Origin of the sequence: Microbispora triticiradicis (assembly GCF_005864065.1) — a bacterium.
Lineage (GTDB): Bacteria > Actinomycetota > Actinomycetes > Streptosporangiales > Streptosporangiaceae > Microbispora > Microbispora triticiradicis.
The window spans coordinates 33976-55777 of the sequence record NZ_VANP01000006.1 but is presented as its reverse complement, the minus strand read 5'-3'; the positions used below and the strand labels follow the sequence as shown (position 1 = coordinate 55777).

Below are 21802 nucleotides of genomic sequence, written 5' to 3'. Positions count from 1 at the left end.
TTGACACACCGTTACCGGAGGATGACGATCAGCCCACGGCGCTGAGATCGTCCTGTGCACACCCCACCGGAAGGCGGCTCGATGAACCTGCGCGTGCGCGCCCTCGTGTCGATGATCGGGGTCTTCCTCCTGCTGCCCGCGCTGGGCGGCACCGCGCACGCGACCTCCGCCGGGGACGTCGTCGAGGCCCGCGCGACCACCGTCTACCTCGCCCCGGGCAGGCTGCTGGAGGTGCCGGTGAAGGCGTGGCACCTCCGGTACCGATCCACCTCCGCGACGGGTGAGCCGAACGTCGTCTCGGGCACCCTCCTCGTGCCGGCCGCCCCCTATCCGCTGGGCCGGCGGCCCGTCGTTGGCTACGCCGTCGGGACGCACGGCCTGGGAGACCAGTGCGCCCCGTCCGCCGCGATGGCCGGCGGCACCGAGGCCGAGCTCGCGATCATGAGCCTGATGCTGCTCAAGGGCTGGGCCGTCGCGGTGACCGACTACGAGGGCCTCGGCACGCCGGGCGACCACACGTTCATGGCGGGCCTCTCCCAGGGGCACGCCGTGCTCGACGCGATCAGGGCCGCGGTCCGGGTGCCGGACGCGAACCTGTCCGCCGCCGCGCCGGTCGTGGTGATGGGCTACTCGCAGGGCGGCTCGTCGGCGGCGTGGGCGGCCCAGCTCCAGCCGTCGTACGCGCCCGAACTGCGGCTCAGGGGAGTCGCCGCGGGCGGGGTCCCGGCCGACCTGAGGGCGGTGGCCGATCACCTGGACGGCACGGGAGACTTCGGGCTGGCCGCCGCGGCGGGCCTCGGGCTGGACGCCGCCTATCCGGAGCTGCGCCTGGAGAGCCATCTCACCCCCGAGGGCGCCGCGCTGTTCGGCGACGCGCGGGACGACTGCGTGGGCGACCTGCGGGCGAAACTCGGCGGACGGCGCCTGTCGGAGCTGACCACGACCGACGTGCTGGACCTGCCCGAGTGGCGGGCCCGCCTCGCCGAGAACCGCCTCGGGGCGTCCGCGCCGAAGGCGCCGCTGTTCCTGTACCACGCGAAGGGCGACGAGATCATCCCGTACGAGCTGGGCCGGACGCTGCGGCGGGAGTACTGCGCGCGTGGGGCGAACGTCCTGTGGACCGGCCTGCCGGCCGGCGGTCACGTGCTCGGCGCGGTGGAGGGCGCCCCGCTGGCGGTGGCCTGGCTGGCGACCCGGGTGGCCGGGCTGCCCGCCATCGGCGACTGCTGAGCCGTTCACGTCCCCGGACGCGCTCCGCCCGGGCGGTTCCCGGCCCCGGCATGCTGGCATGATCTGACTCATGGCAGAGCAGACCACAGATGTCCCCGACGTGTCCGGGCTGACCATCGGCATCCTGGGCGGCACCGGAGACCAGGGCAAGGGGCTGGCCCGCCGGTTCTCCCTCGCCGGTCACACCGTGCTGATCGGCTCGCGCAGCGCCGAGCGCGCGGGGGAGGCGGCCCGGGAGATCGGCGTGCGCGGGGCCGCGAACGCCGACGTGGCGGCCGAGGCCGACGTCGTGATCGTCGCCGTGCCCTGGGAGGGCCACCGGGCCCTGCTGGAGTCGCTGCGCGAGCCGCTCACCGGCAAGATCGTGGTCGACTGCGTGAACCCGCTCGGCTTCGACAAGCAGGGGGCGTACGCGCTGCCCGTGGAGGAGGGGAGCGCGGCCCAGCAGGCGGCGGCGGTGCTGACCGGCAGCCGCGTGGTCGCGGCGTTCCACCACGTGTCGGCGGTGCTGCTGCTCGACCCCTCGGTGGAGGAGATCGACCTCGACGTCCTCGTGCTCGGCGACGACCGGGAGGCCACCGACGTCGTGCGGGCGCTCGCCGCCCGCATTCCCGGCGCACGCGGGGTCTACGCGGGACGGCTGCGGAACGCCCACCAGATCGAGGCGCTGACCGCGAACCTCATCTCGGTCAACCGCAGGTACAAGGCCCACGCCGGCATCCGGGTCACCGACGTATAGCCATCCGGGCGTCATCTGATCTTCACGGCGGAGACGTCGTCGTTCACTACCTTCGGGCGCTGTCACCGCTGTCTGAAAGGTCTCCAGTGCCACGTCACCTCTTCGCCGGTCTGGCCGTCGCCGCCGCGCTCACCCTCACCGCCACCGGTACGGTCGCCGCCACCCCGGCCGGGGGCCCCGTGGTCGTCGCCGACGTCACGCTGCCCGCTCCCGCGCTGAAGCGGGTGCAGCCGTCCATCGCGGACGACCACGGCGTGCGGTTCGGCGGGGCCGGCAGCGGCCTGTTCCCGGCCGGCCGGGCCGGTGAGTTCTGGCTCGTCACGGACCGCGGGCCGAACGGCCAGCCGACCGTGGACGGAGAGAAGCGCCGCACCTTCCCGGTGCCCGAGTTCACGCCGGCGATCGTCCGGGTCGCCCTCGCGCGCGGCACGGCCACGATCAAGCAGTACATCCCGATCGTCGGCGCCTCGGGCAGGCCCGTGACCGGCCTGTCGAACCAGGCGGGGCACGACGAGACGCCGTACACCTGGGACGGCCGCACGGCCCTGCCGTACAACCCGAGCGGCCTGGACGTCGAGGACCTGGTGCGCACCCGGGACGGCGACTTCTGGCTGGTCGACGAGTACGGCCCGTCGCTGGTGCGGGTGTCGCGCGACGGCCGGGTGCTGGAGCGCCACGTTCCGGCGGGGCTCGGACTGACCGGCGCGGACTATCCGGTGAAGGAGACGCTGCCCGCGATCCTGGCGAGCCGGCAGCAGAACCGCGGTTTCGAGGGCCTCGCGATCTCGTCCGACGAGCGCACGCTCTACCTGGCCGTGCAGAGCCCGCTGGCCAACCCCGACAAGAAGGCCGCCAAGAAGTCGCGGATCGGGCGCATCCTCACCTTCGACCTGCGCCACCGGAAGGTGACCGGGGAGTATCCGTACCGGTTCGAGGACGTCACGACCTTCGACCCGAAGGTGAACGGCGACCAGAGCGAGATGAAGATCTCCGGCCTGGCGTACGCCGGCCGGGGCCGCCTGCTCGTCGACGAGCGCACCGACAACGTGGCGCGGGTGTACTCGATCGACCTGACCAGGGCCGCGAACCTGCTCGGCGGGCCCTACGACGACCCGAAGACCAGCCCGTCTCTGGAGGAGGGGGCGGGCGCGTCCGATCTCAGGCTGCCCGCCAAGTCGCTCGTGCTGGAGCCGAACGCGCTGGTGCCGTCGCTGCCCGGCAAGATCGAGGGGCTGGCGGTGCTCGACCCCCGCACGATCGCCCTGGCCAACGACAACGACTTCGGCCTCGGCGACTTCGGCCCCGACGGCAGGCTGGTGGACAGCGGCGTGCCGAACCGCCTCGTCGTCATCCGGCTCCCTCGCGCGCTCGGCGCCCGCTGAGGGCGCCCGCTGGAGGCCCGCTGAGGGCACCCGCCCGTCAAACGGCGGTGGCGACGAGCCAGTCGGCCACCGCCTCGGGGGCGACGAGCTGGTGCAGGTGCTCGCCGGGGATGCGCGCGACCGGCCAGCCGCGCTCGCCGGCCTCCCCGGCCAGGGCGGCGTATGCGTCCCCGAACCACAGGTAACCGCTCCTGACGTGGTCCCAGCGGGCGGGCACGGGGATCTCCTCCTGGTAGTACGCGAGCGGCAGGCGCGGCTGCTCGGCCACGACCACCTGGCGCGTCACGGGGTCGGGCAGGAGGGCTGCGACGTCCTCCTCGGGCCACCAGTCGGTCCACCGTGGCAGGACGCCCGCGTCGTCGGCGAGGGAGCGCAGGAAGCCGAGGTGCTCCGGCTCCGCCGCACGGCACGTGCCGTCGCGCGGCGGCAGGGCGGCGTCCACGAACAGGCACGCGGCGACCTGCCCGGCGAGCGCCTGGGCGATCAGCGGCACGAACAGCCCGGCGTTGCTGTGCGCCACGACCGCCAGCGGCCCGCGCGGCGCGCTCGCCGTCACCTGCCGCACCAGGCCCGGCCAGTACGGCGGCGGGCCGGCCGTCACGTCCGTCAGCGGCGGCACGACCGCGAGGTGGCCCCGCGCCCGGAGGGCCTCGGCGACCGGTGCCCAGGTCGAGGGACCGACGGAGGGGCTGTGCACCAGGAGGAAGCTGATGTCCATTCCCTCATCCTCGCCGTGGGCGGCGGCGACGGGATCGGACTCCGCTCGCCGCTTAACCGGTCGTCGGCGGGCCAAACTGACAAGAATGGCTTTTGTGGGTCATTCTGGACGACATGAGCTCCCTGCATCCGGAAACGCGTGTCGTCCACCTGCCCCGGCCCGTGCCCGAGGGCAGCACTCCGATCTCCATGCCGATCTACCAGACCTCGGGGTTCGTCTTCGACGACCCGGCCGTCTTCGCCGACGGCATGGGGCGGCCCGACGGGGCGTACGTCTACGGCAGGCTCTCCAACCCCACCGTGCGGGCCCTGGAGGAGGCGGTGGCCGGTCTGGAGGGCGGCGTGGCCGCCGTGGCCACCGGCTCCGGCATGGGCGCCATCAACGCCGTGCTGCTCGGCCTGCTGAAGTCGGGCGACCACGTGATCGCCCAGTCGGCGCTCTACGGGGCCACCGCCCAGGCGCTGGCCGACCTCGCGCGGCGCTTCGGCGTGGAGGTGACCCACGTGCCGCAGGACGACCCCGCCGCCGTGCGCGCCGCCGTACGGCCGACGACGCGGCTGCTGTACCTGGAGACCATCGCCAACCCGATGACGCAGGTGGCCGATTTGCCGGGCATGTGCGCGGCGGCGCGCGAGGCCGGGATCCTGACCGTCGTCGACAACACCTTCGCCTCGCCGATCCTGTGCCGGCCCATCGAGCACGGCGCGGACGTCGTCGTGCACTCCGTCACGAAGTACCTGTCCGGGCACACCGACGTCCTCGGCGGGGTCGCCGTCTTCGCCGACCACGACCTGCACCGCGGGGTGTGGTCGTACGCCGTGGAACTCGGCGCGACGGCCGACCCGTTCGCCGCGTGGCTGACCCTCCGGGGGATCCAGACGCTGCCGCTGCGCATGGAGCGGCACTGCGCCAACGCCCGCGTGCTCGCGACGCGGCTGGCCGGCCACCCGGCCGTGGCCGCGGTCCACTGGCCGGGCCTGCCGTCGCATCCGTCGTACGACCTCGCGGCCAAGCTCCTGCCCGACTTCGGCGGGGTGTTCTCCTTCGACCTCGCCGGAGGACGCGCCGCCGGCGAGGCGTTCATGCGGAACGTTCGCCTCGCGCTGCTCGCGCCGTCGCTCGGCGGCGTCGAGACGCTGATCCTCCACCCGGCCACCACCTCGCACCGCACCGTGGACGCCGCGGGACTGGCCGCGGCCGGCATCGGCGAGGGCACGGTGCGGGTGGCCGTCGGCATCGAGCACCCGGAGGACCTGTGGGCCGACTTCGCCCAGGCGCTCGACGCCGTCTGACCGGCTCGTGAGGCGGCTCGCGAGGCGTCCCGTGAGGCGGCTCGCGGGGGATTACCGGTAGCTGTGCTCCGGCGTGGGGAACACGCCGGAGACGACCTCGTCGGCGTAGGCGCGCACGGCGCGGTCCATCTCGCCCGCGAGGTCGAAGTACTTCTTCACGAACTTGGCCGGCTGGGGGGTGAGGCCCATCAGGTCCTGCCAGACGAGCACCTGCGCGTCCGTGCAGGGCCCGGCGCCGATGCCGACCGTGGGAATGCTCAGCGAGGTGGTGACCCGCGCGGCGAGGTCGCTCGGCACGCACTCCAGCACGACGGCGAAGGCGCCCGCGTGCTCCAGCGCCTTGGCGTCGGCCATCAGCTCGTCACCCGCCTGGCCGCGGCCCTGCACGCGATAGCCGCCGAAGGCGTTGACCGACTGCGGGGTCAGGCCGAGGTGGGCCATGACCGGGATGCCGGCCGACACGAGCATCTCCACCTGCGGGAGCACGCGGTGGCCGCCCTCCAGCTTGACGGCGTGCGCGCCGGCCTCCTTCATGAAGCGGGCGGCGGTCTCCAGCGCCTGCTGCGGCGAGGCCTGGTAGGAGCCGAACGGAAGGTCGGCCACGACCATCGCGCGTGAGGAGCCGCGCACCACGGCGGCCGTGAGGGGGATCAGGTCGTCGACGGTGACCGGCAGCGTCGAGTCGTAGCCGTACACGACCATCGCGGCGGAGTCGCCGACGAGCAGCACCGGGATCCCGGCCTCGTCGAACACCCTCGCCGTCATGGCGTCGTACGCCGTGACCATCGGCCACTTCTCGTGCCGCTCCTTGGCGGCCGCGATGTCGCGGACGGTGACCCTGCGACCCGCGGCGCCGCCGTACAAGGCGGAAGTGGACACAGCGGAAACAGAGGACATGGCTACCTCCTGGCCTCGTGGCGCCCCTGTGGCGTCCCCGGACAGTCCGATCATTGCATGCCGACATGGCATGGAACACCCCGGATCGGCGCCGTAATCCAGGGGTGCGACCAGTGGGGCGCGTGGGGCCCCGGCGGCGAACTTGTCGGACCCACCAGGCACAATGCCTGCGGAGGTAAGCAACCACAATGGCTTTTGATCGTTACCGGCGGGTGCTCGCCCTGCCGGGCGTGCGGGCACTGCTGCTGGTCGGCATGATCGCGAGAATCCCCCTGACCGGCACCGGGATGACCCTCACCCTGCACGTGGTGAACCACCAGAAGCTGGGTTTCCTCCAGGCCGGCCTCATCGGCGCGGCGTCCATGGCGGGCGCCGCGATCGGCTCGCCGCTCGTCGGAAGGTTCGTCGACCGGCGCGGGCTGCGCCCGGTGATGGCGGTCACGACGGTGGTGCAGCTGTGCCTGTGGTGCGCCGCGCCGGCGATGCCGTATGCCGTGCTGCTGCCGGGCGCGCTCGTCGGCGGGCTGTTCAGCCAGCCCGTCTTCGGGGCGGTGCGCCAGTGCATCGCCGCGATGGTGCCCAAGGAGAACCACCAGACCGGCTTCGCCCTCGACTCGATGGGCGTGGAGCTGTCGTACATGGTCGGGCCGGCTCTCGCGGTCACGTGCGTGACGGCGTTCGGCAGCACCGCGACGATGTACGGCGTGGCGGCCGGGCTCGTCGGCGCGGGGGTGGCGTTCTACCTGCTCGACCCGCCCACGCGCTCCGCAGAGGAGGCCGCGGGGCACGAGGAGGCCGTCCCCCGGCGGCAGTGGCTGCGGCCCGCGTTGTTCGCCCTGTTCGGGATGGTGACGGGGCTCACCTTCGTGCTCACGACGACCGAGCTGGCCGTCGTCGCGATGCTGAAGGCCGGTGACGCCGGGCTGGTCGTCGCGCTGTGGTGTGCCTACTCGCTGGTCGGAGGCTTCGTGTACGGCGGGCTGCCGCGGGGGCTGTCGCCCGTGCTGCTCGCGGGCGGCCTGTGCGCGCTGACCGTGCCCGTCGGCCTGGTCGGCGGCGGCTGGTGGTGGCTGTGCCTGGCGCTGCTGCCGTCCGGGCTGCTGTGCGCCCCGGCGCTGTCGTCCACGGTGGACGCGGTCAACCGGCGCGTCCCGGCGGCGGCCAGGGGAGAGGCGATGGGCCTGCACGGCACCTCGCTGACCATCGGCGGAGCCCTGGCCGGGCCGATCGCCGGCGGGATCCTCGACGCCCACGGCCCCGCCTGGGCGTTCGCCGCGTCCGGAGTGGCGGGTCTCGTGCCGGCCGTGATCGCCGTGCTGGTCTGGCGCAGGGCGCCGGTCTCGGTCCCCGGCGCGACGGCTCCGGGCGCGATGTTTCCGGGCGCGGCCCTTCCGGAGGCGGCGGTTCCGGAGGCGGGAGCCGCCCTGGAGGTCCCCGGCGCCGGCGGCGCCGTCGCCGGGGCGGAGGCCGCCGCCTCACTGCGCGCGTCCGACGGGGAATAGAACCCGCCCCCGGGCGCTTGGTACGGAGGCATCGGGCGATTATGAAACGGTGCCGTTGCGTATCGGAACCGCCTAGCGCTACGCTAGCGTTGCGAAACTCAAGCGTATCGAAATCATGCGTACCGCAGTCATGGGGGATTCCTTGGAAGCGCATACCGGTCACCCACGCCGATGGCAGATCCTCGGCGTGATGGTGTTCAGCCTGCTGGCCGTCGTCCTCGACAACACCATCCTCAACGTGGCGATCAAGACGATCGCCGATCCCGTCCACGGCCTGGGCGCGACCCAGAGCGAGCTCGAATGGGCGATGAACTCCTACACGCTGGTGTTCGCCGGCCTGTTGTTCACCTTCGGGGTCCTGGGCGACCGCTACGGGCGTAAGCGCATGCTTTTCGTCGGCATGGCCCTGTTCGGCCTGGCCTCCCTGGCCAGCGCGTACGCCCAGGACCCGATGCAGCTCATCGCGGCGAGGGCGCTGATGGGCCTCGGGGGCGCGGCCATCATGCCGGCCACGCTGGCGGTCATCTCGAACGTCTTCCCGATCCACGAGCGGGGCAAGGCGATCGGGATCTGGGCGGGCGGCGTCGGCATCGCCGTCGCGATCGGCCCGATCACCGGGGGCGTGCTGCTGGAGCACTTCTGGTGGGGCTCGGTCTTCCTCGTCAACGTGCCGATCGTCATCATCGGCCTGGTGCTCATCGCCGCGCTCGTCCCCGACTCCAGGGACCCGAGCAAGAACAGCCTCGACCCGGTCGGCGTGTTGCTGTCCATCGCCGGTCTGATCAGCCTCGTCTACGGCATCGTCCGGATCAGCGACCTCGGCACCGTCGCGGACGTCTCGGTCATCGCGCCTTCGCTGCTGGGGCTCGCGATCCTCGCCGCGTTCGTGTGGTACGAGAGCCGCATCGAGCACCCGGCGTTCGACGTGCGCAACTTCCGCAACGCGGGATTCTCCACCGCGATCGTCAGCGTCGGCCTAGTGTTCTTCTCGGCCATGGGCGTCATGTTCTTCCTGGCCTTCTACTGGCAGATCGTGCGCGGATACTCGCCGCTGCAGTCCGGCGCGCTCGTGCTCCCGTTCGCCGCGGCCCAGCTGATCTTCGCGCCGCAGAGCGCGCGCATGGTCCAGAAGTACGGCGCGCGGGCCGTCGGCACGGTCGCGATGCTGGTCATCACGCTCGCCCTCGCCGCCTACGCCTTCGTGCAGGTGGACACCCCGATCTGGCTGCTGCTCGTCCTTACGTTCGTCCAGGGCGTGGCGATGGCCAACATCATGCCTCCGGCGACCACGGCCATCATGAACGCGCTGCCGCGGGAGAAGGCCGGTGTGGGCTCCTCGATGAGCAACGTCGTCCGGCAGGTCGGCGGCACGCTCGGCATCGCCATCCTGGGCGCGGTCCTGTCCGCGAGCTACCGCAACGACATGCAGGACAAGGTCACCGCGCTGCCGGAGGAGCTCCGGCACGTCGTCACCGAGTCCATCTCGGGCGCGGCGGGGGTCGCCGGACACCTGGGCGCGCGGGGCGCGGGCCTGCTCGACACGGCCAACGCCGCGTTCGTCACCGGCATCCACTGGGCGGCTCTCGGCTCGGCCCTCGTCGCCCTCCTCGGCACCCTCGTGGTGGCCCGCTGGATGCCGGGTAAGACCCGGGTCGACGTCGCGGCCGACAAGGCCGGGACCGAAAAGGAAGCGGCGGTAGTCTGAACAGGCCATGAATACGCAGCAGACGGCTGAGGGGGCGGCCCGCCCGGCGGGCCGCCCGCGCAGCGAGAAGGCGGAACGGTCGATCATCGAGGCCACCCTCGACCTGCTCGGCGAGGGCATCGGCGTGTCGGAGCTGTCCATCGAGTCGATCGCGAGCCGCGCCGGTGTCGGGAAGACCACGATCTACCGCAGGTGGTCCAACAAGGAAGACCTCGTGGTGGACGCCCTGGCGACGCTCAAGCCGCCGATCCCGCTGCCTCAGGGCGGGACGGTCCGGGACGACCTGGTGACCTACCTCCGGGTGATCCAGGAGGAGACCCGCCACCTCCGCACCCGCTGCATCATGAACATCGCCATGAGCGACTCCGAGCGGCATCCCCGGCTGGCGGAGCGGTTCCGCGAGCTGGCCGTGGAGCCGCGAAGAGCGGTGGTGGCGGCCGTCCTGCGCCGTGGCATGGACACCGGTGAGCTGCGGGCCGACCTCGACGTCGACATGGCGCTGGCGCTCCTCAGCGGCGCCATGGTGTGGCTCACGAAGTGGTCCGACGGGCACTCCCCGGCCGACCTGCCCGAGCGGATCGTCGACGAGGCGCTGAAGGGCTTCCGCCCCCGCCCCGCCGAGTGACCCGCCGGACGACCCGTTGAGTGAACCCCCGCGCGGCCGGCCACGCCCGGCCGCGCGGAACGGCGGCCGGGCACCATTTGGCCGCCTCCGTCCGACATCGGCGGCGACGCCACCCTGTCCGGCATCGCCGGGAGGACCATCGGCCCCCGAGGCTGCCGCGGCTGGTCAGCGCGGCTCGTACGCCTTCGGCAGCCGCATGCCGCGGTCGGTCATGATCTGCCGCACGCGGTTCGGGTAGTTCGTGATGACGCCGTCGATGCCCATATCCATCAGGGCCTCGATGGTGGCCGGGTCGTCGCAGGTCCAGGGGACGACCTTCAGGCCGAGGGCATGCGCCTCCGACACCATGTCCTCGGTCACGTAGAAGCGGAACGCCGGGTCGCTGATCTTTCCGTCCTGGGGGAAGCCGTAGACGGGCGACAGTGCGGCGACACCGGGGATGGTGGCGGCGGCCCTGACGAAGTCGCCACCGAAGTCGTCGGCGTCGAGGCCGCCGAGCCATGGGGAGGCCCCGGGCTTGCCAACCTGGAGGAAGTCGTAGTTCGTCAGCGCCACAAGCGGCCAGGCGGGCGCGAGCCGGTGCATCTCCTTCAGCGCGCCCCAGTCGAAGGACTGGATGGTGACCTGCTCCTCGATCCCGGAGTTGTGGATCTCCTCGTAGACCCGGCGGACGAAGAGCTCCCGCGGCGCGGTCTGTTGCGGCGCGCCCGCCTCGACCTTGGTCTCGACGTTCAGCTTGACCTGCTTGGCGCGGTAGCTTTTGACGAGGTCCAGCACGTCCTTGAGCTCGACCATCCGGAAGCCCTCGATCTGCTCCTGATCGGGGAAACCCGGCAGCTGCTGGTATCCGCAGTCCATGGTTTTGATCTGGGCCAGGGTCAGATCCTTGATGTACTTGCCCACGTACGGATACATCGGGTCGCCCGGCGTGATCGGCCCGGTGTCGCGGCACTTCTGGGCGCTGATCTGCCGGTCGTGGTTGACGACGACCTTCTCGTCCCTGGTGACGTGGGTGTCCAGCTCCAGCGTGCTGACGCCAAGGCGCATCGCCTTGGCGAAGCCCTCCAGTGACTCCTCGGTCGTCATGCCGATGCCACCCCGATGGGCCTGCAGGTCGAAATGGGTCTTCTGCGGCAGCACGACACCGGGATCGCCGGTCGTTGACGCGGAAGCGGCATCGGGCGCGAACGCGATGAGCGCGGGCAGCACGGTCAGGGTCGCCAGGACATGACGTACGAACATGAAGAGACCTCGGCTCCGGACGGTTCACGGTGACGGCGCGACGCTATTCCGGGAGCCGGCCTGATGCGTGATCCTGGCGTGATGGACGGCTGAACGTTCACGGAACGCGTGCATGCCGGCCTGCCGCCGCGGACCCGCGAGGCGCGCGGCGGGTGACTAGAGGCGCTCGCGCCAGCGGTTGGTGATGGGCAGGCGGCGATCGCGACCGAAGTTCTTGGGCGTGATCTTCGGGCCCGGCGGATACTGGCGGCGCTTGTACTCGGCCAGGTCCACCATGCGGATCACCTTGGTCACCAGCTCGGGATCGTGCCCGGCCGCGATCAGTTCGTCCCGCCCCATGTCCCGCTCCACGTAGTCGCGCAGCAGGCTGTCGAGCACCTCGTACTGCGGCAGCGAGTCGGTGTCGCGCTGGTCGGGCCGCAGCTCCGCGCTCGGCTCCTTGGTGATGGAGTTCTCCGGGATCGGCGGCACCCCCGGCTGGGCGTTGCGCCACTCCGCGAGCTTCCAGACGACGCTCTTCAGCACGTCCTTGATCGGCGCGTAGCCGCCCGCCGAGTCGCCGTACAGGGTGGAGTAGCCGGTGGCGAGCTCGCTCTTGTTGCCGGTGGTCAGCACGAGGTGGCCGTGCTCGTTCGACAGGCTCATCAGCAGCATGCCGCGCACCCGGGCCTGCAGGTTCTCCGCGGCCAGACCGGTCAGGGCGATCTCCTTCTCGAACGCCGAGACGATGTCGGCGATCGGCACGACCTGCGCGTTCACCCCCTGGCGGCGCACCAGCTCCTCGGCGTCGGTGATCGAGTGGTCCGAGGAGTACCGCGACGGCATCAGCACCGTGTGGACCCGCTCGGGCCCGATGGCGTCGGCCGCGATCGTGGCGGTCAGGGCCGAGTCGATGCCGCCGGAGAGGCCGAGGATGACGGACTTGAAGCCGTTCTTGCGCACGTAGTCGCGCACTCCGGTCACCAGCGCGTGGTAGACCTCCGCGAGGTCGTCCAGCCGCTCGGCGACGACCGGGGGCTCCGGCTCGTACGGCTCGACCGGGTCGGCCGACAGCAGCACCCGCTCGACCGTGATGACCGTCCCGTCGTGGGCGTCGTAGGAGTCATGGCTCGGCTCGCCGAGCTCGACCGCGGCCTCCGGGAGCTCCAGGTCGGTGACGAACAGCTCCTCGCGGAACTGGGACGCGCGGGCGACCAGCGCGCCGGAGGCGTCCACGACGAGGGAGTCGCCGTCGAAGACCAGCTCGTCCTGGCCGCCGACCATGTTCACGTACGCGAGGGCGCAGCCCGCCTCGCGGGCCCGCCGCGCGCACAGTTCCAGCCGCACGTCGTCCTTGTTGGTCTCGTACGGCGAGCCGTTGGGCACGACGAGCAGCCCGGCGCCCGCCTCGGCGACCACCGAGACCGGCCCGCCCTCCTGCCACAGGTCCTCGCACAGGGCCACGGCGACGTCGACGCCGTGCAGCCGGAAGATCGGCAGCCGGTCGCCGCGGACGAAGTAGCGGTACTCGTCGAACACCCCGTAGTTGGGCAGGTGGTGCTTGGCCGACTTCGCCACGACCCTGCCCCGGTGCAGCACGGCGGCGGCGTCGAGCGGGGCGCCCTTCGGCTGCCCGACGCGGGGGGCGAGGTCGGCGCGGTCGAGGTATCCCACCACGACGGGGAGGTCTCCGAGCCCCTCGTCGGCGAGCCGCGCCGCCACCTCGGACAGCGTCGCGATCGACGCCTCGGCGAACGACGAGCGGAGCACCAGGTCCTCGGCCGGGTAGCCGGTCAGGAACATCTCGGGGAAGACGACGAGGTGCGCGCCGCGCCCGGCGGCCCGGCGGGTCCACTCGACGAGGGTCTCCGCGTTGCCGGCGATGTCTCCGACGACGGGATTGGTCTGGGCGAGAGCGATACGCAGTTGAGCCACGCCCCCACCTTAAGGTGTCCGGTTTTTTGTCGTCAAACTGACGATAAGTAGTTCAGGCGCCGGGCGTTCCCGGGCTGACCAGACCCCTCTCGTACGCGAGGACCACCAGCTGGGCGCGGTCGACCAGCCCCAGCGCGCGCAGCAGCGCCGTCACGTCGCCGGCGACCTCGCCTTCCGGCACGTCGAGTGTCATCGCGATCTGCCGGTTGGTGAAGCCCCGGGCGACGAGTTTGATGAGGTCGACGTCGGCGTCGGACAGGCCCTCCGGCGCCGACGGGTCGCGCCGCCCGGCGAAGGCGGAGATGAGATGGGTCGTGACCGCCGGGTCCAGCAGGGCGTCCCCCGCGACGGCCGCCCGGACCGCCGCGATGAGCTGCTCGGGCGCCGAGGTCTTCAGCACGAAACCGCTCACCCCGGCCCGCAGCGCCGCGTACAGGTTCTCGTCGGTGCCGAAGGTGGTCATCATGATCACCTTCGGCGGGGCCTCCGCCGCGAGGATCCGCCGGGCCGCCGCCAGGCCGTCCAGGCGCGGCATCTGGATGTCCATGAGCACCACGTCGGGCCGCGTGTCGCGGACGAGCGCGATGGCCTGCTCGCCGTTCTCCGCCTCCCCGACGAGGTCGAGCCCCGGCTCGCTGTCGAGGATCACCTTGAGGCCGGTGCGCACCAGCGCCTGGTCGTCGGCGATCAGCACGCGCAGGGCACGGGCGCCGGCCCGCGCCGGCTCGGTTCCGCGCGGCGTGTCGGGCACGGCGGGAGCGACCCGCGCTCCGGGCGACACGCCGGAGGCCGGGCCCGCCTCGGGGGCGTCGAGGTGCCCCGCCTGCGCGAGGATGTCCTGCTCCAGACGCTGCAGGGTGGGGCCGAGGTCGAGGCCGAGCTCGTCGCGCAGCGCCTCCCTCGCCCGCCGCAGCGCGCCGAGCGCGTCGCCCTGCCGCCCGGCGCGGTAGAGCGCGAGCGCGAGCAGCCGCCAGGCCTCCTCCCGCAGCGGGTGCGCGGAGGCGTGCGCCTCCAGGTCCGGGATCAGGGCGCCGGTGCGGCCGAGCCGCAGGGCGGCGTCCGCGCGGCGCTCCACGGCGAGAAGACGCAGCTCGTCCAGCCGCATCGCCTCGGCCTGCGCCCACATCAGCTCCTGGAATCCGGCGAGCGCGGGCCCCCGCCAGAGGCCGAGGGCCGTCTCCATCCGCTCCAGCGTCGCGGCCGGTCCGTCGTGGTCGCTCTTGACCAGGTGCTCGAAGTGCCAGGAGTCCACGTCCTCGACACCTGCGCGCAGCGCGTAGCCCGGGGGAGCCGAGACCAGGATGCCCGCCTCCTCGCGCGGCGCGCGGCCGGGTTCGAGCGCCCGCCGCAGCCGCGAGACGTACCCCTGGATGGTGGACAGCGCCTGGGCGGGCGGCTCGCCGGGCCACAGCTCGTCGATGAGCGCGCTCACCGGCACCGCGCGCCCTCCGGCCACGAGTAGCCGGGCGAGCACGGCCTGCTGCCGTTGCCCGCCCAGATCGAGCGTCTCGCCATCGGAAATAGCCTCGAACGGCCCCAGAGCACGAAAAATCACCATCGCACGGGTAAGCGTAAGGGCAGCGGCCCCCGAAGACGCGCCGCGCGCCTTTCGGTTGTGTCACGAGGTCATGACATGCCTGCTCACACCCCCGGAACACCGGATGGAGGCACTGGAGGAGGGCACCCGGGGACTCCTGTCGCCGGGCATGAGGTTCAAGCGGTGTGGCGGGAGCGGACGTGCACGGGAGCCCGGCAGCGCGCGGGGCAGGCAATGCGGGCAACGCAGGGGGTGCAGGCAGAGCGGGAGGGAGCAATGGGATGAGGGGAATCAGGCGGTTCGGGGAGTCAGGAGGTGAGGGGGAAGCGGGCCTCGACAACCGTGCCGCCGATGTCCGGGGCGGTGACGGTGCAACTGCCGCCGAGTTCCGCCGCGCGTTCGCGCATCGAGGACATGCCCACTCCCGCGCGCAGGTGGGCGGGCAGGCCGATGCCGTCGTCGGTGATCCGCACCCGTAGCTCGCCGCCGCCGTCCTCCGCCCTCGCTCCTGCCTCCACCTCTGCCGCCGCGGCTCCAGGTCCCGCCCCCGCTCCTGCCTTCGCCTCTGCTCCAGGTCCCGTCTCCGCCCCCGCTCCAGGCCTTGCCCCCACCCCCGCTCCGGGTCTCGCCACCGCCTCCGTCTCCGCCACCGCCCCGGTCCGGGTGACCTCGACCTGGACCCGGGTGGCGCGCGCGTGGCGGCGCACGTTGTTCAGCGCCTCCTGCACGATGCGGTAGACCGCGACCTCCACGGCGGCGGGCAGCCCGGCGAGATCGCCCTCGGCCCGCACCGCGACGTCCACCGGCGCCGGAGCGTCCTCCTCGTGCCCGGAGCCGCCGGCGGGCAGCGTCTCCGCCGCGAGGGCGCGTACGGCACCGGCCAGCCCGAGGTCGTCGAGGGCGGGCGGACGCAGGCCGTACACGAGCTCGCGGATGTCGCCGGCCACGGCGTCCATGCCCACCCGCAGGTCCCGCAGCAGGCCGTCGGCGGCGGAGGGCGACCGGGTGAGGCTCATCCGCGCGATGTTGATCGTCATCGCCATGGCCCCGAGGGTCTGGCCGAGCCCGTCGTGCAGGTCGCGGCGCAGCCGCCGGCGCTCCTCCTCGCGGGCGGCCAGGATGCGCTCCCGCGACCGCTGCAGGTCGGCGGCCATGCGTACGGCGTGGGCCACGTCGGCCACGTAGGGGAGCAGGGTGGCGAGCACCCGCTCGTCGTGCGCGGCGGCGAACCTCCGGGCGCCCGGCGGGCCGACCAGCAGCCGGCCCACCGGTTCGCCGTGCCAGACCAGCGGGACCTCGCGGGGCTCGGGCCCCACGTGGCCGCTCTCGACGTACCTCGGACTGCCGTCGGCGATCTCGACGGCTACCCCTTCCACGGCGAGGCCGTCCCGCACGACCGTCACCACCGAGGCGAGCGCGTCGGCGGGGTCGGCCCGCCGCACCTCCTGAGTCAGCCGTTCGGCGAGCAGCGCCGGGTCGCCCACCGGCCCGTACAGCGCGCGGTCCACGACGCCTTGCAGGGCGCGGCGCAGCGGCTGGAAGAACGCGCCCGCGAACAGCGCCGCCGCGAGCCCGGCCACCTGGTGGTATCCGGAGACGAACAGGCTGGAGGCGGCTCCGACGCCGAAGTACACCGCGCCGACCACGACGAGCAGCCCGACGCTGACGAACGTCCGGCTGATGAGGGTGTCGATGCCGTACAGCCGGTAGCGCAGGACCGCGAAGAGGATCGACGGCGGGATCAGCGCCGTCCACAGGGTGGCCGCGACCGAGGCCGACGCTCCCAGCAGGTACAACAGGACGTACACGGCGAAGAACAGGAGCGGCCAGGCGATCTGCCGCCGCGTCGCCGGGTCGGCCCGCCGCATCCGCAGCGCGAGCGACGCGAGCGCCGCGACCACGCAGACCTGGACGAGCACCTGCGGCGCTAACCAGAGCGACTGGTAGTAGGGAGCGAGAGCCCTGATCTCCAGCGGATTGTGGATCACTTCCGGCCAGGGGTAGTCCGCGGGATCCGGATCGGGCCGCACCAGGCCCATGACGATCAGGATGACGGTGGTGAGGACGCCCAGCACGACGACGGCCCGCCACCCGCGCGAGGGGAGCCGGCCGTCGGGGGAGTAGAGCGGAAGCAGGACCGCGAGCATCAGGCCCGCCACCGCCCAGCCCACGAGATACACCGCGCGTGCGGCGATGGCCGCGCCCATCTCACCTTGCGAGGCCCAGTAGAACGTGAACGCGGTGAAGGCGACGTTCACCGACCCCAGCAGGCCGCCGGCGCACATCAGCCAGGCCATGATGAGCCGGGGCCGCCGGGACACCAGGAACGCCCCCGTGGCCGGGAACGTGAGGGCGATGCCGGCGTCGGGCGGGATCGCCGGGTGCGGCTGCCATTCGGGGGGGAGCCGGAGCTGGACCACGACCCCCAGGAGAGTCAGTCCGAGCGCGACGGCCGCCATCGCGTACGCCATCGTGCGCGCGGGGAAGGCAGGGGGGTTCTCGTCCATTCTGGACCGAATTATGTCCTGTCCCGTTCCGCCCTGGAACAGAAAACCGGGACGCCGCCGGCCGGGACGCGGGCCCTTTCGTCAGGCGGCGGAGCGGCGGCGGACCGCGCGGCCGAGGAGAAGCTGGGCTCCCGCCGCGAGCAGGCCGAGGCCGCCCAGCACCGGCCAGACCAGGCCCGGCGCGTCCGCCAGCAACCGGGTGCCGACGAGGGGCGCGAGCAGCGCGCCGGCCGACCACGACAGTCCGTACAGGCCGGAGTAGCGTCCCCGCAGATGGGCGGGGGCGAGCGTCGCGACGATGGCTCCCGGGATCCCGGCGGTCAGCGCCTCGCCGAGCGTCCAGACGGCCACGGTCGCCGCGTGCCCGGCTCCCGACGACACCAGGGAGGTCAGCGCGAACCCGAGCCCGACGAGCGCGAACCCGGCCGCCAGCACCCTGGACGGGTCGAACCGGGCCAGCCAGGTGGTCGTCACCGGCTGCACGACCACGATCAGCAGGCCGTTCACGGCCATCGCCATGCCGTACGCGCTGGTCGGCAGGCCCTGCCCGGTCATCGCGAGCGGCAGTGTGCTGTAGGCCTGCAGGTAGACCAGCGCGTACACCAGGTTGGCCAGCACGAAGGCCAGCATGACCCGGTCGCGCAGCACGTCGGCGAACCGGCCGGGCGGCGCGTCTTCACGGGCCGGGCGGGTCTCGGGGATCGCCCGCCACACGAGGACGCCGAAGACCAGGCAGGTGACGGCGTCCACCCAGAACAACACCGTGAAGCCCGAGCGGGCGAGCCAGCCGCCGGCCACCATCGCCACCGCGAACCCGAGGTTGACGGCCCAGAACAGCAGCCCGAAGGCCCGGGGCCGGTCCTCCGGCGGCACCAGGTCGGCGACGATCGCCTGCGACGCCGGGCGGTAGGCGTCGACCACGATCCCCAGCACGAGCATCCCCGCGACGAGCCCCGGCACGCTCGTGGTGTAGCCGAGCGCGAGCATGGTGACGGCCGTCGCGACCATCCCGCCCGTCAGGGTGACCCGGCGCCCGAAGCGGTCGCTCAGCCATCCGGCGACCGGCTGCGCCAGCAGCGACCCCACGCCGAACATGGTCATCACCAGTCCGGCGGTGGCCAGCGGCACGCCGCGCGCCTGCGTGAGGTAGACGCCGATGAACGGCTCCACCATCGTGCCGAGACGGTTCACGAACGAGCCGCCGAACAGCACCCAGAACGGCCGGGGCAGGCCGCCGGCCCTCGACCGGAGGAACCCAGTCCCGCCTGTCCTGTCCGCCCTGCCGGAAACGGTTGTCACGCCGATCACTGTTGGACATCCGGAGTCCGCCGTGCGAATGTTTTAGGCCTGGCTGAAACATGGGGGCGCGGTGCCGGTGGAGTGGCGGTTCACGCCGGACGACGTGGCGCGGCTGCGGTTCGCCTTCTCCCCGATGTGGGAGCTCGTGGCGAGCCTCCGGGTGTTGCGGGCCCCCGCCCGCCACTCGCCGCACCTGCCGTGGCTGCGGGCCGTACAGCCGCGCCTGCGGGGGCTCGACCTCACCGACCTGTTCGCGCTGGTGCCGTTGAGCGGCTATCTGCCCGATTTCCTCACGCCGCCGCCGGACACGCCGCTGCCCGACTTCCTCGGCGAGCTGGAGCGGGTCCGCGCCACGCCTCCCGGCACGGCGTACGAGGAGGCGGCGTGGGTGCAGACGCCCGACCCCGCGGCCCTCTCGCGGTTCACGGCCGACCCCGCCGCGGGCGTACGGCGGGTGGCGGACCTGCTCGGGCGGTACTGGACGGTCGCCCTGGAGGAGTTCTGGCCGGCGGTCCGCGCGCTGCTGGAGGCGGACGTGATGTGGCGCGCCCGCAGGCTCGCGGCCGGGGGAGTGCGTGAGCTGTTCGCGGACCTGCACCCCGACGTCGCCTGGCACGGCGACCGTCTGGTGACGGCCAGGAGATGCGCCTACGACGGCGACCTCGGCGGCGACGGCCTCGTCCTGGTGCCGAGCGCCTTCTCCTCGCCGGGCGTCGCCGTGATGTACGAGCCGTACCGGCCCATGCTGTGCTACCCGGCGCGCGGGGTGGGCACGCTGTGGTCGGCCGGCGTGCCCTGCGCCCCGGAGCTGGCCGCGCTCATCGGCCGCACCCGGGCCCAGGTGCTGACCGCGCTGGCCGAGCCCGGCACGACCACCGCGCTCGCCCGGCGGCTCGGCCTCACGCCCGGCGCGGTCAGTCAGCACCTCACCGTGCTGTCGGGCGGCGGGCTCGTGACGCGGCAGCGGCTCGGCCGCGAGGTGCTCTACCGGCGGACGCCGGTCGGGGACGCGCTGACCGCCGCCCGCTGATCCGGCTCCGCCGGTCTGTGCCCGCCGATCCGGGGCCGCTCTGGGGCCGCCGGCTCGGCGCGGCCGTCAGGACCACGCGCCGCCGAGGGACGGCCCGGGTACGGCCGGCAGGCGGGCCGTGACGGTCGTGCCATGGCCGGGCTCGGAGGCGACGGCACAGGTGCCGCCCAGCTCGGCCGCCCGCTCCGCCATCGAGCACAGGCCGACGCCCGCCCTGCGGTTCGCCGGGAGCCCCACGCCGTCGTCGGCCACCGTCACCCGCAGCTCGCCGTTCCGATGCAGGACCACCCGCACGCGCCGCGCCCGCGCGTGCTTGCGCACGTTGGTCAGCGCCTCCTGCACGATCCGGTAGGCCGCCACCTCCACGGCGGCGGGCAGCCCGGCCAGGTCGCCGGTCACCTCGACCTCGGCGGCCGACTCCGCCCCGGCCGCCAGGCCCGGCCGGGCCTCCTCGACCAGGGCCCGTACGGCTCCCGCCAGCCCGAGGTCGTCGAGCGCGGGGGGACGCAGGCCGTACACGAGCTGGCGGACGTCGGCGGTGACGGTGTCCATGCCCTCGCGCAGGTCGCGCAGCAGCGTGTCGGCGGCGTCGGGGGAGCGTTCCAGGCTGACCCGCGCCGCGTTGAGCGTCATCGCCATCGACGCCAGCGTCTGCCCGAGCCCGTCGTGCAGGTCGCGGCGCAGCCGCCGTCGCTCCTCCTCCCCGGCGGTCAGGATGCGCTCGCGGGAGCGCTGCAGCGCGGTGGTCAGGAGCACCGTGTGCGCCGCGTCCGCGACGTACGGCGCCAGCACCGCGATCACCCGCTCGTCGTGGGCGGCGGGGAACCGGCGGCGGCCCGGCGGCCCGATCAGCATGCGGCCGACCGGCTCTCCGTGCCACACCAGCGGCATCTCGCGGGCCACGGGGCCCACCCGGCCGCTGGTCGTGGTCTTCCCGTCGATCTCCACCGCGATGCCGGTGACCGACAGGCCGTCGCGGAGCACCTCCAGGGCGGCGAGCAGGGCGTGCGCGGGGTCGGCGTGCGGCAGCCGCCGCCGTAGCCCGGCGGCCAGCGCGTGCGGGTCGCCGCCCCTGCCGTACAACGCGTGGTCGGCCAGGCGCTGCAGCCCGCGGCGGATCGGATGGAAGAACGCCCCGGCGAACAGGGCCGCGGCCAGCCCGGCGAACCGGTCGACGCCGGACAGGACCAGGCTGGAGCCCGCGCCCACGAGCACGTAGACGGCGGCGACCACGCCGACCAGGCCGGCGCCGACGAGGGCGCGGCTGATCAGCGTGTCGATGCCGTAGAGCCGGTAGCGCAGCACGGCGACCGCGATCGCGGCCGGCACCAGGGGCAGCGTCAGCGTGGCCGTCCACCAGACCGGATATCCGATCACCCACGGGACGACCAGGCCGGCCATGGCGACCAGCGGCCAGAGGATCTGCCGGCGCTCTATCCCGTCGGCCCGGTGGAACCGCACGACGAGCGAGGAGAACGCCAGCGCCATGCCCACCGCGACGACCATGTGCAGGCCCTGCCGGGTCTGCGCGTAGTACGGCGCGAAGGCCGCCACCTCCAGCGCGTTGCCGCCGGTACGGACGCTCGACGGGGCGATCCACGAGCACAGCCAGTCGAGGCCGAGGGCCGTCGCGGTGATCGCCCCGGGCACGCACCAGCGCTTGGACAGGATCCGCCCGGTCGGATACAGCAACGGCAGCAGCACGCCCAGCGCGTACGTCGTGAGGTTCCACACCCCGTCGGCGAACACCCACAGCGGGTGGACCAGCGGATGCCCCCCGTTCAGGACGAGCAGGGCCGCCGTGTTGGCCGCCAGGATGTTGGCGGCCGAGCCCAGGCCGCCGAGGCACAGCAGCCAGCCGAGCAGCAGCCGGGGCCGGGAGATCACCAGCAGCGCCCCGAAGATCGGGAACGTCGTGCCGGCCACGTCCTCCGGAGCGAACGGCAGCGGGTTGTAGGGGGACGGCGGCAGTTGCGCGGTCACCCAGATGTCGCCGATCTCCAGGGCGATCGCCGCGCACGCGATGGCCACCGCGACGGCCGGGCCGTACGCCCGCACCCGGCCGGACCAGTCGAGGGCGCGCGTGTCGAGCGGCGGTCGTGCCACGGGCGGGGACTCCTTCTGGTCGTGCACCGGCATGCGGGGACCGTAGAACGCGCGGGTCGATGCTCACTGGACGACGG

The 21802-nt window shown here is 73.1% G+C and carries 16 protein-coding genes; 8 read left to right on the top strand and 8 right to left on the bottom strand.

Annotation, left to right across the window (positions count from 1 at the left end; genetic code table 11):
* Window positions 1–81: 81 nt before the first annotated feature.
* From FED44_RS17015 to FED44_RS17005, 3 genes are all read left to right on the top strand, one after another.
* Complete coding sequence (locus tag FED44_RS17015; RefSeq protein ID WP_117408537.1) at window positions 82–1230, top strand: lipase family protein; 1149 nt, start codon at window positions 82–84, stop codon at window positions 1228–1230.
* A gap of 70 nt (window positions 1231–1300) precedes the next feature.
* Complete coding sequence (gene npdG / locus FED44_RS17010; RefSeq protein ID WP_138461274.1) at window positions 1301–1969, top strand: NADPH-dependent F420 reductase; 669 nt, start codon at window positions 1301–1303, stop codon at window positions 1967–1969.
* Between the two features lie 86 nt (window positions 1970–2055).
* Window positions 2056–3351, top strand: a complete 1296-nt coding sequence (locus FED44_RS17005; protein ID WP_208759028.1) for an esterase-like activity of phytase family protein — start codon at window positions 2056–2058, stop codon at window positions 3349–3351.
* Between the two features lie 37 nt (window positions 3352–3388).
* On the opposite strand, the gene FED44_RS17000 is transcribed toward FED44_RS17005, so the two are convergent.
* Window positions 3389–4069, bottom strand: coding sequence for an alpha/beta hydrolase (locus FED44_RS17000; RefSeq protein WP_117408540.1), 681 nt, complete (start codon window positions 4067–4069; stop codon window positions 3389–3391).
* A 113-nt stretch (window positions 4070–4182) separates the two neighbouring features.
* Here FED44_RS17000 and FED44_RS16995 point away from each other — a divergent pair, with 113 nt between their 5' ends.
* On the top strand, window positions 4183–5361 hold the full coding sequence (locus FED44_RS16995) for a trans-sulfuration enzyme family protein (RefSeq protein WP_138461272.1): 1179 nt from the start codon (window positions 4183–4185) through the stop codon (window positions 5359–5361).
* A 51-nt stretch (window positions 5362–5412) separates the two neighbouring features.
* On the opposite strand, the gene panB is transcribed toward FED44_RS16995, so the two are convergent.
* Entirely contained in the window at window positions 5413–6240 is an 828-nt protein-coding gene (panB, locus tag FED44_RS16990; RefSeq protein WP_396699252.1) for a 3-methyl-2-oxobutanoate hydroxymethyltransferase, read from the bottom strand.
* A 206-nt stretch (window positions 6241–6446) separates the two neighbouring features.
* Between panB and FED44_RS16985 the strand changes: the two genes are divergently transcribed.
* The 3 genes from FED44_RS16985 (at window position 6447) to FED44_RS16975 (ending at window position 10090) form a co-directional block, all read left to right on the top strand.
* Window positions 6447–7760: an MFS transporter gene (locus FED44_RS16985; protein WP_138461271.1), complete on the top strand. Its 1314-nt coding sequence runs from the start codon at window positions 6447–6449 to the stop codon at window positions 7758–7760.
* Window positions 7761–7902: 142 nt separating this feature from the next.
* The gene (locus tag FED44_RS16980; RefSeq protein ID WP_117408543.1) at window positions 7903–9465 is read left to right on the top strand and encodes an MFS transporter; all 1563 of its coding nucleotides are present in this window, start codon (window positions 7903–7905) and stop codon (window positions 9463–9465) included.
* Between the two features lie 7 nt (window positions 9466–9472).
* Window positions 9473–10090, top strand: coding sequence for a TetR/AcrR family transcriptional regulator (locus tag FED44_RS16975; RefSeq protein WP_117408544.1), 618 nt, complete (start codon window positions 9473–9475; stop codon window positions 10088–10090).
* 165 nt (window positions 10091–10255) lie between these two features.
* Here FED44_RS16975 and FED44_RS16970 read toward each other — a convergent pair whose 3' ends face one another.
* The 5 genes from FED44_RS16970 to FED44_RS16950 all read right to left on the bottom strand — a co-directional run bounded on the left by FED44_RS16970 (window position 10256) and on the right by FED44_RS16950 (window position 18589).
* Entirely contained in the window at window positions 10256–11332 is a 1077-nt protein-coding gene (locus FED44_RS16970; RefSeq protein ID WP_117408545.1) for a glycerophosphodiester phosphodiesterase family protein, read from the bottom strand.
* Window positions 11333–11488: 156 nt separating this feature from the next.
* Window positions 11489–13246 carry an NAD+ synthase gene (locus FED44_RS16965; protein WP_138461270.1) on the bottom strand — a complete coding sequence of 586 codons (1758 nt, stop codon included), beginning with the start codon at window positions 13244–13246 and terminating at the stop codon, window positions 11489–11491.
* Between the two features lie 52 nt (window positions 13247–13298).
* Complete coding sequence (locus FED44_RS38300) at window positions 13299–14804, bottom strand: BTAD domain-containing putative transcriptional regulator (RefSeq protein ID WP_138461269.1); 1506 nt, start codon at window positions 14802–14804, stop codon at window positions 13299–13301.
* A gap of 287 nt (window positions 14805–15091) precedes the next feature.
* On the bottom strand, window positions 15092–17290 hold the full coding sequence (locus FED44_RS16955; protein ID WP_138461268.1) for a sensor histidine kinase: 2199 nt from the start codon (window positions 17288–17290) through the stop codon (window positions 15092–15094).
* Window positions 17291–17371: 81 nt separating this feature from the next.
* The gene (locus FED44_RS16950; RefSeq protein ID WP_117408558.1) at window positions 17372–18589 is read right to left on the bottom strand and encodes an MDR family MFS transporter; all 1218 of its coding nucleotides are present in this window, start codon (window positions 18587–18589) and stop codon (window positions 17372–17374) included.
* Between the two features lie 70 nt (window positions 18590–18659).
* On the opposite strand from FED44_RS16950, the gene FED44_RS16945 reads away from it, so the two are divergent.
* Window positions 18660–19619, top strand: a complete 960-nt coding sequence (locus FED44_RS16945; RefSeq protein WP_138461267.1) for a DUF5937 family protein — start codon at window positions 18660–18662, stop codon at window positions 19617–19619.
* Between the two features lie 66 nt (window positions 19620–19685).
* On the opposite strand, the gene FED44_RS16940 is transcribed toward FED44_RS16945, so the two are convergent.
* Window positions 19686–21758 carry a sensor histidine kinase gene (locus FED44_RS16940; RefSeq protein ID WP_138461266.1) on the bottom strand — a complete coding sequence of 691 codons (2073 nt, stop codon included), beginning with the start codon at window positions 21756–21758 and terminating at the stop codon, window positions 19686–19688.
* Between the last annotated feature and the right edge of the window lie 44 nt (window positions 21759–21802).

Coding starts and splice junctions, on each gene's coding strand:
- FED44_RS17015 (WP_117408537.1), top strand. CDS start 82: ATGAACCTGCGCGTGCGCGCCCTCGTGTCGATGATCGGGGTCTTCCTC.
- npdG (WP_138461274.1), top strand. CDS start 1,301: ATGGCAGAGCAGACCACAGATGTCCCCGACGTGTCCGGGCTGACCATC.
- FED44_RS17000 (WP_117408540.1), bottom strand. CDS start 4,069: ATGGACATCAGCTTCCTCCTGGTGCACAGCCCCTCCGTCGGTCCCTCG.
- FED44_RS16995 (WP_138461272.1), top strand. CDS start 4,183: ATGAGCTCCCTGCATCCGGAAACGCGTGTCGTCCACCTGCCCCGGCCC.
- FED44_RS16985 (WP_138461271.1), top strand. CDS start 6,447: ATGGCTTTTGATCGTTACCGGCGGGTGCTCGCCCTGCCGGGCGTGCGG.
- FED44_RS16975 (WP_117408544.1), top strand. CDS start 9,473: ATGAATACGCAGCAGACGGCTGAGGGGGCGGCCCGCCCGGCGGGCCGC.
- FED44_RS16970 (WP_117408545.1), bottom strand. CDS start 11,332: ATGTTCGTACGTCATGTCCTGGCGACCCTGACCGTGCTGCCCGCGCTC.
- FED44_RS38300 (WP_138461269.1), bottom strand. CDS start 14,804: ATGGTGATTTTTCGTGCTCTGGGGCCGTTCGAGGCTATTTCCGATGGC.
- FED44_RS16955 (WP_138461268.1), bottom strand. CDS start 17,290: ATGGACGAGAACCCCCCTGCCTTCCCCGCGCGCACGATGGCGTACGCG.
- FED44_RS16940 (WP_138461266.1), bottom strand. CDS start 21,758: ATGCCGGTGCACGACCAGAAGGAGTCCCCGCCCGTGGCACGACCGCCG.